Consider the following 13,342-nt stretch of genomic DNA (forward strand, 5'->3'; position numbering starts at 1 on the left):
CGGCCGCATGAACAACCCTGCGCCTGGCGTGGCACCGCGCATCGCGATGCCCGCCGGCGGATCACCCGGTTACTGGCTGGGCGGTGTGAAGTCGTGCTTGAACCACTTGCGGCTCAGCTCGCTGATCGTCCCGTCGGCGATCAGCGAGGCGATCGCCGCGTCCAGCCGGGCCTTGAGCTCGGGCTCATCCTTGCGGATGCCGAAGGCTTCGCCTTCGCCCCAGATCGGTCCGTTGATCGCCGGGCCGACCAGCACCAGGCCGCTGTCCGAGGCCCGCTGCATTTCCCCGGCGAGAAAGCCGAGGTCTTCGAACACCACGTCCACCCGGCCATTCTTCAGGTCCATCAGCGGTTCCGGCGGGGTCTTGTATTCGCGGATGGTCGCCACCTCGCCGAACTGGTCGTGAATGAACTTGCTGTACACGGTGCCGGAGACGATGCCGATCAGCTTGCCCTTCAGGCGGTTGCGCAGGTCGTCGACGGCCGGCGTGTCCAGTTCGGGCTTTCCGCGCAGGTGCAGGGTGCCGCGGCCGAGGTCGACGCCGCTGGACTGCAGGGCGATGAAGGTGGCGGGCGCCTTGGTGTAGGGGCGGGAGAAATCGATGACCTTGCGGCGCTCCTCGCTGATCGCCAGGGCATCCATCACCACGTCGAACTTGCCGGCGCGCAGGCCCGGGATCAATCCATCCCAGTCCTGGGCGACTATCTTGCAGCGAACCTGCATGCGCTCGCAGAGCACCTTGGCCATCTCCGGTTCGAAGCCGTCGAAGCTGCCATCCGGCAGGGTGCGATTCCAGGGTTCGTACACCCCCTCCGTGGCGATCTGGATAGTCTCCAGGTCCTTGGCCTGGGCATTCAGCGAGCAGCTGGCGAACATCATCAACAACGAGCAGACGGCGAATTCGATTTTCTTGTTTTTCATCTTTTTATTCTCCGATGCGAAACCACAGGGGGGTCGTAAGGGGCGTGCAAGGCAAGGCGAATCACAGCTCGGGCGTCGGTTCGATAGGCACTCCATCCGTACTCGGTCGATATTCGGCAGCCGTAGGCGCCATCAGTTATCCAGCGCCAGCACCACCGGCGAAGTCGGCCGCGCGCAGCACAGCAGCACCCGGCCCGCTTCGGGCTCCACCAGGGGTGCTTCGCTGTACTCGACGCTGCCGCTCAGAAGGGGCGTCAGGCAGGCGTTGCACAATCCGGCACGGCAGCTGAATGCCGGCTTGAGTCCCGCCTGTTCGGCGCAATCCAGCAGCGACGGGCAGGCCGGGTCCCAGGCGACGGCCTGGCCGGAAGGCTCGAAACGCACCGTCAGTTCCGTGTCGGCCACGGGAGCAGGACTGGCCGGCGTCGGCGTAGCTGGAATGGCAGGCGTCTCGTCTTCGTCGAGAATCGTCGCCGGGCCGAAGAACTCGTAGCGAATCCGCGCCTTGTCGATGCCCAGGCCGCGCAGCAGGCGCCAGTTCGCCTGCATGAAGGGGCGCGGCCCGCACAGGTAGACGTCGTAGTCATCCAGCGGCAGGAGCGCCTGCAGGGTCTCCTTGCTGACCAGGCCGCTGCTGTGATGACGGCCGTGCTCCAGGTCCTCGACAGTCGGCACCCGATAGCAGAAGTGCACGGCGATCCCGCTGCGCCTGGCCGCCAGCGCCAGCACCTCCTCGCCCAGGGCGTGGACGGCACCGTTCTCGCAGGCGTGGATGAAGTACACATGGCGCATCGAGCGGGTGGCCAGGCGGTGCAGCATGCTCACCATGGGCGTCAGCCCGACCCCGCCGCTGAACAGCAGCACCGGACGCTCGCTGTCCTCGTCGAGGACGAAGTCGCCGGACGGGCCGGCGATATCCAGCTCTTCGCCGACCTCCACCGCCTCGTGCAGGAAGCTCGAGCCGACGCCCGCCGGCACATCGGGCAGATGCGCCGGAGGCAACTCATGCTTCACCGAGATGCGCACCTGCGTATGGTCGTCCGGATCGCCGGACAGGCTGTAGGCACGCAGCACCTGCGGGCCTTCGCTGCCGGGGACACGCAGCACGATGAATTGCCCCGGGCGGAACTTCACGGGAATGCCATTCGCGGCGGGCCTCAGCATGAAGGAGGTGATCGACGCGCTCTCCCGTACCTTCCCGGTCACCTGGAAGCGAGCGAACCCCCTGGTGGCGGGAATCGGCTCAAACATGGGCCTGGACCTCATGAACGATGCGCATGTCGGCTGCGGCTTCCTGCTCCTCACGGATCAGCCGTTCCATGCCACGGCGAAAGCGCAGCGGGCCGGAGTCGATGGCCAGGTCGATGTTCGGCGTCTGGCGGTTCTTCATGCCCGCATGCACGGCGGCGAGCACCACGCGGTCCTCTTCGAAGGCGCGACGCACGTCGGCGGCGAACCGGCGGGACACGGCCTCGTCATCGGCATCGAAGTTGCGCAACTGGAACCAGTAGTAACGGGTCCGGTTCTCGTCCACCGGCGTCATGAAGTTGTACGAGTCCATGAGGAACGCCTTCTCGTGGACCGGGGCATGGTCGCCACCGGTGCCGGCCGGGGTGTGCACGCCCTTGATGATCGCGTGGGACGGATAGCGCACCTCGTAGTACTGCAGGCGGTCGCAACGCCCCTCGAACTTGAGGTACTGGGTGTAGAACGGCGCCACGTCGATGTCGTACAGCCAGCGCGAAACCACCACACCGTCGTCGGTCACCCGGGTCTGCAGGGGCTCCGATTCGCAGGCCGAGGTGCCGAAGGTGCTCTGGTGCACCCAGGCGACATGGGACGGATCCAGCAGGTTGTCGGTCATGTACAGGTAGTTGCAGTCGACGGTCATCGAGTCGCCGCGATTGATGCCCCAGTCCGGGTGATCCCATTCGGGGATATCGACGATCTTCGCCGGATCGGCCAGCAGCGGGTCGCCCATCCACAGCCAGACCAGGCCATAGCGCTCCTCCACCGGGTAGCTGCGGACCTTCGCGGCCTGCGGCACCCGTGCCACGCAGGTGGCCCTCACGCAGGAACCCGAGCCATCGAAGGTCAGCCCGTGGTAGCCGCATTCGACCAGATCGCCCTGCAGGCGCCCCATGGAGAGCGGCAGCTTGCGATGCGGGCAGGCGTCTTCCAGGGCCACGACACCACCGTCTGCCTTGCGATACAGAACGATGGGTTCGCCAAGGAGGATGGTCGCATGCAGGGCCTGCTTCACTTCGTTATCCCAGGCGGCGACATACCAGGCATTTCTCAAGAACATGGCTCGTAGCTCCTCTTGTTGTTATGCGAAGCGAGGCTTCTTGAGGCAGAGCGTAGGAGCCGGAGACTCAAAAGAATAGATGGTCTTTTCTGTTGATTGTTTTAGATTTTCTAAACAATATTAATCGTCATTCCCTTGGCCTCAGGAACCGTCATGAGCCACCTTCCCCCCTTGCGCGCACTGGAAGTATTCGAGGCTGTCGGCCTCTGCGGCGGAATTTCCCAGGCGGCGAAACGCCTGGGCATCTCTGCCGGAGCGGTCAGCCAGCAGATGAAGCTCCTCGAAGAAGCGGTTGGCCTCAGCCTGACGGTCAAGGAGGGCCAGCGCCTGCGCTTGAACGCCGCCGGCCAGCGTTTCCACGAAGGGTGCAGCCAGGCCTTCGAACGGCTACGGGCGGCGGCGGCGGAACTGGAGCGCTCGAAGAACGCCAACAACCTCTACATCAGCGCCCTGCCCTCGCTGCTGTCGAAATGGCTCGCGCCGCTGGTTGCAGAGTGGCAGCCGGAATATCCGGAGCTGAGCGTCTACCTCGACGGCACCCACACCGAGCCCTCCCAGGCCGAGGCCAACGGTGTCGACTTCCGCCTCAGCTACGGCGAAGGCATCCAGGATGACCAGCACACCATCGAGCTGTTCCGTGACTGCGTCGTACCCGCCTGCAGCCCTGCCCTGCTGGCTACCGCAGTGCCAGCCGAAGATGCCCGCAAGCTGCTCGAGTACCCGCTGATCACCATCGATTGGCGGCCCAAGTTCGACTCGCCGCCATCCTGGGAGGAATGGTTCGCCGAAAACGCCGTCGAAGTTGCGACGGTCAACAATAGCCGGATCTACTCGCTGTCCTCGATGGCCATCCAGGCGGCCATCGAAGGCCAGGGCCTGGTGCTGGCGCAGTACTCGATGATCAGCAAGGACCTCGAGGCAGGCCGCCTGGTCATCCCGCTCATGCACGCCATGCCGATGCCGGCCTCGTACTATCTGAGCTGGAACCCGAACCACTTCCACAAGCCGCAGTGCCGCGCCTTCCACCGCTGGCTGATCGCACGGGGGCGGGATCAGCAACGCGTCACCGACGAGCTGTTGCAGAACTAGCGGACCAGACATGGCCCTGCAAGCAGGAGCAGCGCGCAGAGCCATGCCTTTGCCAGGTCAGCCGCGAATGAACTTCAGCAGCTCCCGATTGATCACCTCGGCGTGCGTCGTGCACATCCCGTGCGGGTACTTCTCGAACACTTTCAGGGTTCCGTTCTTCAGCAGCTTGCAGGACAGCAGCGCGGAGTCGGCGATGGGAACGATCTGGTCGTCGTCACCGTGCATCACCAGGGTAGGCACGCTGATCGCCCGCAGGTCATCGGTGAAGTCGGTCTCGGAGAAGGCCTTGATGCAGTCATGGTGGGCCTTGGCCGAACCGGCCATGCCTTGCCGCCACCAGTTCTGGATGCTGCCCGGCGAAACGACGGCGCCAGGGCGGTTGAAGCCGTAGAACGGGCCACTGGCGACATCCAGGTAGAACTGCGCCCGGTTGGCTGCCAGCTGCTTGCGGAAATCGTCGAAAACCTCGAGGGGAAGGCCGCCCGGATTCGCCGGGGTCTTGAGCATGATGGGCGGCACCGCGCCAATCAGAACCAACTTGGCCACGCGCCGCTGAACCTGCCCATACCTGGCGACATAGCGCGTCGCCTCGCCGCCACCGGTCGAATGACCGATATGCACGGCGTTGCGCAGATCCAGATGCTGCACCAACGCCGCGACGTCCGCAGCGTAGTGGTCCATGTCGTGGCCGTCGCTCACCTGGGCGGAGCGGCCATGGCCGCGCCGATCATGGGCGATGACGCGATAGCCCAGGCCGACGAAGAACAGGGCCTGGCTATCCCAATCGTCACCGCTGAGCGGCCACCCATGGTGGAACACGATTGGCTGTGCGTCCTTCGGCCCCCAGTCCTTGTAGTGGATTTCAACGCCATCTCGGGTGGTCACTTTGCTCAAGGTCATGATTCCGCTGTTGATGGAAGAAGAGTCGCCTGACGAGAGTGCCGCGAAGGGCGCCGGGGAAAAGGCAGCCACGGCCGCGGCACCCAAGCCGAGCAGCAGAAAATCTCGCCGATCCGGGCTGGCGGGCCCGAAGTTCTTGTTAGTGCTCATGCGTGACTCCGCGTCGGTCGGCCCGCACGGGAGCCACAAGGACTCCCGTGTCCGGGCGGGTGATTGGTCGGCCACATGGTCAGCGGCCTTCCAGCTTGTCCACCACTTCGTCGGTAGTCACCAGGTCGTTGGCGATGTAGCGGAAGTCGACCAGTGCGCTGCCGTATCCGTCGCCGTCGGGAAGCTTCGGGCCGGCGACGGCGTCACGCACGACGACCACCTCGAAACCGCGCTCCAGGAACTCGCGAAGATGCGATTCGACGCACAGGTTGGAGGCCATGCCGGCAAGGACGATCTTGTCGATCCGCTGCTTGTTCAGCTGCAGCATCAGGTCGTTGCTTTGCGGGCCGTACAACTTGTGCGGCGAGGCGACGATGGTCTTGCCGTCTTCGATGAAGGGCTTGAACTCCACCATGAAATCGGCGCCCGAGTTGCGGAATCCATCCAGCGTCAGGGCGCCCTTGCGATCGAAGAGGCCAAGCTTGTGCTGAACGGTCTCCGCCGGCGCCTCGTACTCCCATTTGTGGTCGTGGGGATAGTAGTAGTGCGGCGAGATGGCTACGGTCGCTCCGGACTTCTTGAACGCCGCGAAGAGCCGGCGCAGATTCGGCACCAGATTCTGCTCGGTAACGCTCTGGCCAAAGACCGGCCAGCCTGCACCTTCCGGGCTCATGAAGTCGATCTGCGGGTCGATCACGACCAGCGCGGTTCGGCTCATGTCCCATTGAAAGCTGGAAGCCGGGAGCGCGGGCTTGACCGGATCGGCGTAGGGGTTCTCGGCGGAGAAGCCGATGCCGGGTGCCATCAGGATGGCGCCCAACAGGGTGGCGTAGATCATTCTCCTGGGGTGCGTTCTGTTGAAGGTCATTTGCATGTCCTCGAAGTGGGGTGGCGCGTTAACGGTACGGCGAGGAGGAGGAACGAAAAGGACGTTTATCCTTGGATTTCGGCCGACAAGCTCGCGCCATCGATCAAGGCCCGAGCCTCGTCGTTGCACCCGTTGACCAGCCAAACAGGAGGGGCGTCTAATGACGCTCCAGCCAGGCTTTCGGCAATCAGCTCATGCCGCGTCACGTCTGCTTCCTGATCTATTCGGGCTTCGTCTTGCTGGACCTGAGTGGCCCGCTGGAAGCCTTCTCCAATGCCAATCGTGCGCGCCCTTCGGGCTATCGCTTCACGGTCGCGTCCCTTGACGGCGGCTTGGTCAGCACCTCGGACGGACTGCAGATGGCGACCGAAGCACTGCAGGATGTCGAGCGCCTCGACACGCTCGTCATCGTTGGCGCGCCAGCCGCTCCGGCCGGTGACTGGGTGATGCCGATGGCGGCGGCGATCCGGCAGATGTCCTTGCGCTCCCGCCGCACGGCCAGCGTCTGCACCGGCGCCTTCGTGCTGGCCGAGAGCGGCCTGCTCGACGGTCGTGTCGCGACCACCCATTGGAACTACGCGCCGCAATTGCAGGCACGCTATCCCTCGCTGCGGGTGGATGGGGATCGAATCTGGACCGAAGACGGGAATGTCTGGACATCGGCAGGCATGTCGGCCGGCATCGACATGGCGCTGGCGATGATCGAGCAGGACCTGGGCAAGGAGGTGGCGCGTTTCGTCGCACGCATGCTGGTTGTCTACTATCGGCGACCAGGTGGTCAGTACCAGTTCTCTTCGCTGCTGGATTTCGACCCCGGCTCGGATCGCATCCGCACGGTGCTGAGCTATGCGCGCGACCATCTGCGTGATGATCTGTCCGTTGAGCGCCTGGCAGACGTGGCGCACATGAGCGTGCGCCAGTTCGGCCGCGTGTTCGCGGCATCCGTCGGGGTGACGCCGGCGAAAGCTGTCGAGCGCCTTCGCATCGAGGCGGCGAGGCCGCTGGTCGAGGACGGCCATCAGAGTTTCGAGGAGATCGCCAGGAGCTTCGGATTCGGCGATGCCGATCACATGCTGCGCAGCTTCGTGCGAGTCATTGGGCGAACGCCACAAGAACTGCGCCGCAGCGCTCGCCAGGTCAAGGGAGAGAAAGGCGGATCGGTAGCGAAGTAGGATGGGTCGGGCGGCGCTCCGCGAGCGGAGCGATACCCATGCGGACAGGGCTGATGGGTATTGCAAGCTCAAGGATCGTATTTCGATCGTCACAGGCAGCGCCCCATGACTCATGACCACGCCCTGAGGACGCGCTTTCCCAAGTTCGAATGAACCGCCCCGCCAGCTCCCTGGTTCAATTGCTCTCGATGCGATTGCGGCCAGCCCGCTTGGCGCGATACAGGGCGATGTCGCTGCGCGACAGCGCGGACTCGGCACTTGCGTCATTGGCGTCGAGTGCGGCGATACCGACGCTGATGGCCAGGGGGATTCGTTCATCGCCATGCACCACGGGGGCGCCGCTCAGCTCATGCTGGATGCGTCGCGCGAAGGTGACGGCTTCGTCCATATCGGCATCGCTCAGGATCACCGCGAACTCTTCGCCGCCCATGCGTCCGGCCGCGTCGGTCTTGCGCAACTGCTTGCCCAGGATCGCCGCGAAATGCCGCAGCGACTGGTCACCCACCGAGTGGCCCCAGCGATCGTTGATCGCCTTGAAGTGATCCAGGTCGAACATCAGGATGGCGCCGCGATGGCCGGCGCTGCGCTGCACACGGGCCAGTTCGGCTTCGAGCTGCTGCATGAAGTGCCGGCGGTTGGCGAGCTGGGTGAGGGAGTCCGTGGTGGCGAACACCTGCAACTCGGCCTCGATCTGCTTGCGCTCGGTGATATCGGTGATGAAGCCGTGCCAGAGCACGCTGCCATCGTCCAGCCGCCGGGGTTGCGCCTCGCCCTGGCGCCAGGAGATGCCCTGCCCCGGCAATTGCACCCGATACTCCAGGTACCAGGGCGCCAGGCTGCTGGCGGACGCCTCGAGCGATTCGAGGAACAGCGGCAGGTCGTCCGGGTGAATGATCGCCTGCAGCGCCCGGGCATCAGCCTTCAACTGTTCCGGCGTGAGCCCGCAGATCTCCCAGACCCCGGCACTGGCGTAGGAGAAGTAGGAGCGGCCGTCCGGCTTACGGCGAAACTGGAAGACCATGCCGGGTATCTCGTCCGTCAGGTCAGTCAGCAGCTCGGCGGTCTGCTGGACCTGCTCCGACATGTTGCGCATGGCGGTGATGTCCGTGGTCGTACCTATCATGCGCAATGGCTTGCCGGCGCCATCGCGCTCGACCACCTTGCCGCGGCTGCAGACCCATTTATAGCTGCCGTCCCGGCAACGGATGCGATGCTCCACTTCGTAGGCCTCGGTGCGCAGCTCGAAGTGGGCCTGGATGGTGGCCCGCACATAGTCCAGGTCCGCCGGGTGGACGCGGGTATAGCTCTCCTCGATGCGATTGCCGACTTCATGCTCGGCGTAGCCCAGCATGGCCTTCCAGCCCGTGGAGTAGTGGATCTCGCCGGTGGTCACATTGCGGTCCCAGATGCCGGTACCGCTCCCGGCAATGGCCAGCGCCATGCGCCGTTCGCTCTCGCGCAGCAGCTCCAGTTCCCGCTGCAGCTCGGCATCGGCTAGCTCCCGCGCGAGCATGTCGGCCGCCAACCGGGCCAGTTCGCGCAGCAGGAGCTGCTGGGTCGTATCCAGCTCCCGGGGTTGGTCGTGCAGCAGGCACAGCATGCCGAGCACACCACCGTCCCGGGCCAACACCGGGCAACCGGCGAGGAAGCGCACCCGGGGTGCGGCCATCACCAGTTCGTGATCACGGAAGCGTTCGTCGCAATGGACGTCGGGTACCACGAGCACCGCGTCGGTGTGAACCCAACAGGCGCCGAAGGGGCCGATCCGCTCGGCATTGCCGAAGGCGAGGCCATCGCAGGTCCTGACCCGCTGCCATTGCCCGGCGCCCGTGGTCAGCAACGCGGCCATGACGCCGAAATGGCGTCTGGCCAGGCGGGTAAGGCCATCGAATCGGTCATCATTGGCGCTCTTCGGCACCTCGAGCGCAGGCAAGGGCTGCATCTGGACTCTGCTTCACCAGGACTGAGGGAGCCGCCTGGCGCTGATCGGCCATAAGGAACTCGAGTCTACCCATAATGGCGATCCGCCGTCATGACCCCGGCGAAGTGCTGAAGGTTTTCCAGGCCCGGCCGATACAGGCACGCGACACCTCCCCGAGCGGGACTCAGGCCTCCAGCACGAAAATGCCCACCTGCGGCTCCGGACTCAGCCAGTGACGCACCAGATGCCAGCCGGACTCGGCGGCCAGGTCCGCCACCTGCGCCAGGCTGTACTTGTGCGAGTTCTCGGTGTGCAGGCGCTCGCCGGCGCGGAACTCGAAGGTGCGGCCGGCCGCGTGGACCCGCTGGTTGCGGCGGCTGACCAGGAAGATCTCCATGCAGCTGCGCTCAGGGTTCCAGCGGGCCAGGTGATCGAAGGCGTCCAGGTCGAAGTCGCCTCCCAGTTCGCGGTTGATGCGTGCCAGGAGGTTCTTGTTGAACTGTGCGGTGATGCCGTCCGCGTCATCGTAGGCCGCTTCCAGGGTGGCGACATCCTTCTGCATGTCCAGGCCGAGGATGAAGCGCGACTCGCGTCCCAGGTAGCGACGCACCGAACGCAGGAAGCACCGGGACTCCTCCGGAGTGAAGTTGCCCAGGGTGGAGCCGGGGAAGAACGCGACCCGCGGGCGCCGGGCGGCGTCCGCCGGCAGGTGGGGCAAGTGGGTGAAGTCGCCCACCTGGGGCAGCACCCGCAGGTCGGGATAGGCCCCCTGGAGCATGGCGGTGGCCTTGCGCAGGGCCGACTCGCTGATGTCGATGGGCAGGTAGAGACCGATCTGCGGCGCGGCATCCAGCAGCAGCCGCGTCTTCAGGCTGGCGCCGCTGCCGAACTCCACCAGCGCCGCCCCCTGGGGAATCACCGTGGACAGCTCGGCGGCGATATTGCGCAGCAGTGCCGTCTCGGTGCGGGTCGGGTAGTACTCCCGGGTGTTGCAGATCGCCTCGAACAGCTCCGAGCCCACCGCGTCGTAGAAATACTTGGGCGGCAGGCTCTTGGCCGGCGCCGACAGGCCGGCGCGCACGTCCTCGGCGAAGGACTCGTACTCGCTGACCGCCTGGCCCGCCACGGCATCCCGCGCCAGGCGCAGGCCGGAGAACATCCAGCGCTGGGCCGGATAGAAGAAGTTGCGGTAGCTGGGCCGGGCGTGCCCGGCAGGGGTGATGCTGGCACCGCCGCGCAACACCATCTGGCTCACCATGAACTTGCCGTTGTACTCGCCCACCGCATCGCGGGACGGCCGGAAACCTGGGTAAGGCGCATAGGCGCTGGCGGTCCACTGCCAGGCACAGTCCTCCACCTGGCCGAGCACCCCGGCGCGGGCGGCCACTTCCCACTCCGCCTCGGTGGGCAGGCGGGCATCGACCCAGGCCGCGAAGGCGCAGGCCTCGTAGTAGCTGATATGGCTGACAGGCGCGGACGCTACCAGCGGGTGCAGCCCGCCCAGGCCCATCTCCATCCAGGCGTCGTCCCGTTGCTGCCAGTACATGGGTGCCTGCCAGCCGTCCTCCTGTACCCGCGCCCAGCCTTCGGAAAGCCAGAGATCGGCGCGCCCATAGCCGCCGTCCTCGATGAACTCCAGCCACTGGGCATTGGTCACCAGGCGGTCGCAGATCTGGAACGGCTGCAGGTACACCTTGTGGCGCGGCCCCTCGTTGTCGAAGGCGAAGCCCTCGCCATCGTGGCCGATCTCCACCAGCCCACCGGGCAAGCCGACGAAGCGGCCCTGGCGGTCGCCGCCGGGCTCGCGCCAGCCTTCGTTGTAGGCCGGGCGCAAGGGCGAACGGCTGAAGAGATGGAGCAGGTCCATGAGCAGCAGCTCCTGGTGCTGCTGTTCATGGGCCAGGCCCAGTTCCACCAGGGGCAGCGCCTCGTCAGGGGCATCCCGCAGCAGCACCTGCATGTGCTCGTCCACATGGCGCCGGTAGGCCAGCACCCGCTCCAGGGAAGGCCGGGTCAGCAGCCCCCGCTCCGGGCGTGGCTGGCGTGGCCCGAGGGCCTCGTAGTAGGAGTTGAAGAGATAGGCGAAGCCTGGATCGAAGACGGGGTAGCCGGGCAACCGCTCCCGCAGCAGGAAGGTCTCGAAGAACCAGGTGGTATGGGCCAGGTGCCACTTGGCGGGGCTGGCATCGGGCATGGACTGCACCACCATGTCCTCTTCGCTGAGGGATGCCACCAGCGATTCGCTGTGGCGGCGTACTTGCAGGTAGTGGTCGAGCAGTGCGGTGCTGTTCATCGGCGTCTCTCTGCAGCGCTGTTGTCAGGGCTGTTGGATGCGCGGAATACAGGCGTCCGGGCATTCGATGGGAACGACACGGATCGTCACCAGGCTGGGGGTATAAAAGTTCTGATGCGCAGCGGCCGGGGAAAGTTCGGATTGTTCGCACCAGGACCGGCATTCAGAGAGGATAGGCCGAGCGAAGCGCTACCCCACCGCGGGCTGATGGATAACCTGTCCCCTCATCAGCACCGCCCCTTGCCCCGCCCTCCCCGCTTACCTATGCTGCGGTCCGTCACGGTCAATCCCGTGGCCGGGTTTGACAGCCCGACGCTCGGCGCGAATGCGCCATCAGGTGCATGCGAAAAACGGCGGACGTTTTTTGCAGGCATCGGCACGCATGCAGTTTCTACTGCTCTGCTTCATGGCAGATCGCGTGGGGAGACCCTTGCGGTCTGCCGGCTCCGAGCGTCCGGTCTGTCAACCCCGCGCGGTCTGCCACCCTTCGAATGACAGCGAATGGCGGCAGCTCCTTAAATGTGCTCGGAGCTGCAACATGCATGACGCATACACCCCAATCGTTTTCCAACGCCACTGCCACCAACTGCGCGCCGTGATGATCGACAACCAGCCCTGGTTCGTCGCCTTCGACTTCGCCCTGATGATCGCCGCCGCCCGCCCCTACCGCCTGACCAAACGCATCTACCCCCACCAGCGCCGCTACGCCGTCCTCCAGCACCACAGCGGCCGCTGCGAAGAACTGGAACTGGTCAACGAAGCCGGCCTCTACCGCGCCCTCTACCGCTTCGGCCATCCCGAACACTGCGCCCTCAGCCAGTGGCTCAGCGACGAGGTCGTCCCCACCCTCCACGACCACCACCGCACCCCGGACGCCAGCCCGCAACGGGCCTTCATGACCTGGGCGGAGCAGCGCATCGGCGTGGTGAAGTGGCAGGGGGAAATCTGGATTGCACGGAAGGATCTGCCGCGATTCATGGCGGCGAATGAAGACCACGCGCTGAGTGAGCGACCGAGCTGGAGGCGGTTGCCGTAGGAGGCGGGTGATACACGAACGCCGCAGCGAGGCTGCGGTGTTCTGAGTGTCGGGGTGGCAATCAGGTTGCGGAGAGGCAGCCAATGACCGATCGAGTAGTGGTCTGACGTTCAAGCCTGCAGTGATTTGGTAGCCCTGGAGCAGCCACCACTCAATCCTGAACCCGCTTCATCCGTCCCAACAGTGCTCGCATGCCGTCACTGGCGCCTGGTCCATGCACCACTTCGCATTCATCCCACGGCACCACTCTGCCGTCGACGACATCGACCATCATGGGCTGTAGCGTCCGACCTGTCGCCCTGTCCACAACCTGGACGCTCACTTCGTCCTGGGCGAAATGCCTGTTACCCCAAGCGATCAGTGCGAAGAGAACACCCTTGAGGTCACGACCGCGCTCTGTCGGAACGTACTCGTGACGCAACGGTTTGATGCTGTAAGCGCGCCGCTCCAGTAACCCAGCTTCCACCAGCGCGTTGAGCCTGCGAGTGAGCATGTTCGGCGAAATTTCCAGGCTCCTGGAAAAGTCGTCGAACCGACTCAAGCCCTGCAGGGCATCGCGCATGATCAGCAGGCTCCACCACTCGCCAACGCGCTCCAAGCTGAGCGCGATCGGGCATTCAGAATCCAGAAGAGTCTTGCGCTGCATCGAGATTACTCACCGCTCGTATAGGGAGAGATTTTAGG

11 protein-coding genes are annotated in these 13,342 nt (G+C 65.1%); 3 read left to right on the forward strand and 8 right to left on the reverse strand.

What is annotated here, in order from left to right:
* Positions 1-69 precede the first annotated feature (69 nt).
* The 3 genes from ACFPU0_RS08325 to ACFPU0_RS08335 all read right to left on the reverse strand — a co-directional run bounded on the left by ACFPU0_RS08325 (position 70) and on the right by ACFPU0_RS08335 (position 3,229).
* Positions 70-921, reverse strand: a complete 852-nt coding sequence (locus ACFPU0_RS08325; protein WP_377692414.1) for a transporter substrate-binding domain-containing protein — start codon at positions 919-921, stop codon at positions 70-72.
* A 132-nt stretch (positions 922-1,053) separates the two neighbouring features.
* Positions 1,054-2,172, reverse strand: coding sequence for an FAD-binding oxidoreductase (locus ACFPU0_RS08330; protein ID WP_377692416.1), 1,119 nt, complete (start codon positions 2,170-2,172; stop codon positions 1,054-1,056).
* Entirely contained in the window at positions 2,165-3,229 is a 1,065-nt protein-coding gene (locus ACFPU0_RS08335) for a Rieske 2Fe-2S domain-containing protein (RefSeq protein ID WP_377692417.1), read from the reverse strand. Before ACFPU0_RS08335 ends, ACFPU0_RS08330 begins: the two co-directional genes overlap by 8 nt.
* A 153-nt stretch (positions 3,230-3,382) precedes the next feature.
* Between ACFPU0_RS08335 and ACFPU0_RS08340 the strand changes: the two genes are divergently transcribed.
* Entirely contained in the window at positions 3,383-4,318 is a 936-nt protein-coding gene (locus tag ACFPU0_RS08340) for a LysR substrate-binding domain-containing protein (protein ID WP_377692418.1), read from the forward strand.
* A 57-nt stretch (positions 4,319-4,375) separates the two neighbouring features.
* On the opposite strand, the gene ACFPU0_RS08345 is transcribed toward ACFPU0_RS08340, so the two are convergent.
* Both ACFPU0_RS08345 and ACFPU0_RS08350 read right to left on the reverse strand, forming a co-directional pair.
* Positions 4,376-5,212 carry an alpha/beta fold hydrolase gene (locus ACFPU0_RS08345; RefSeq protein WP_377692454.1) on the reverse strand — a complete coding sequence of 279 codons (837 nt, stop codon included), beginning with the start codon at positions 5,210-5,212 and terminating at the stop codon, positions 4,376-4,378.
* A 235-nt stretch (positions 5,213-5,447) separates the two neighbouring features.
* Positions 5,448-6,236: a cysteine hydrolase gene (locus ACFPU0_RS08350; RefSeq protein ID WP_377692419.1), complete on the reverse strand. Its 789-nt coding sequence runs from the start codon at positions 6,234-6,236 to the stop codon at positions 5,448-5,450.
* A 194-nt stretch (positions 6,237-6,430) separates the two neighbouring features.
* On the opposite strand from ACFPU0_RS08350, the gene ACFPU0_RS08355 reads away from it, so the two are divergent.
* Complete coding sequence (locus tag ACFPU0_RS08355; protein WP_377692420.1) at positions 6,431-7,408, forward strand: GlxA family transcriptional regulator; 978 nt, start codon at positions 6,431-6,433, stop codon at positions 7,406-7,408.
* Positions 7,409-7,583: 175 nt separating this feature from the next.
* Here ACFPU0_RS08355 and ACFPU0_RS08360 read toward each other — a convergent pair whose 3' ends face one another.
* Together ACFPU0_RS08360 and egtB are read right to left on the reverse strand one after the other, a co-directional pair.
* Positions 7,584-9,350 (reverse strand): diguanylate cyclase, encoded by a 1,767-nt coding sequence (locus ACFPU0_RS08360; protein WP_377692421.1) that lies wholly within the window; start codon positions 9,348-9,350, stop codon positions 7,584-7,586.
* A 163-nt stretch (positions 9,351-9,513) separates the two neighbouring features.
* Positions 9,514-11,622, reverse strand: a complete 2,109-nt coding sequence (gene egtB, locus ACFPU0_RS08365) for an ergothioneine biosynthesis protein EgtB (RefSeq protein WP_377692422.1) — start codon at positions 11,620-11,622, stop codon at positions 9,514-9,516.
* Positions 11,623-12,160: 538 nt separating this feature from the next.
* Between egtB and ACFPU0_RS08370 the strand changes: the two genes are divergently transcribed.
* The gene (locus tag ACFPU0_RS08370) at positions 12,161-12,658 is read left to right on the forward strand and encodes a Bro-N domain-containing protein (protein WP_377692423.1); all 498 of its coding nucleotides are present in this window, start codon (positions 12,161-12,163) and stop codon (positions 12,656-12,658) included.
* Positions 12,659-12,809: 151 nt separating this feature from the next.
* Here the strand turns inward: ACFPU0_RS08370 and ACFPU0_RS08375 are convergent, their stop codons facing one another.
* Positions 12,810-13,304 (reverse strand): winged helix-turn-helix transcriptional regulator, encoded by a 495-nt coding sequence (locus tag ACFPU0_RS08375; RefSeq protein WP_377692424.1) that lies wholly within the window; start codon positions 13,302-13,304, stop codon positions 12,810-12,812.
* Positions 13,305-13,342: the final 38 nt, after the last annotated feature.

Origin of the sequence: Pseudomonas sp. GCM10022186 (assembly GCF_042656385.1) — a bacterium.
Classification (GTDB): domain Bacteria; phylum Pseudomonadota; class Gammaproteobacteria; order Pseudomonadales; family Pseudomonadaceae; genus Metapseudomonas.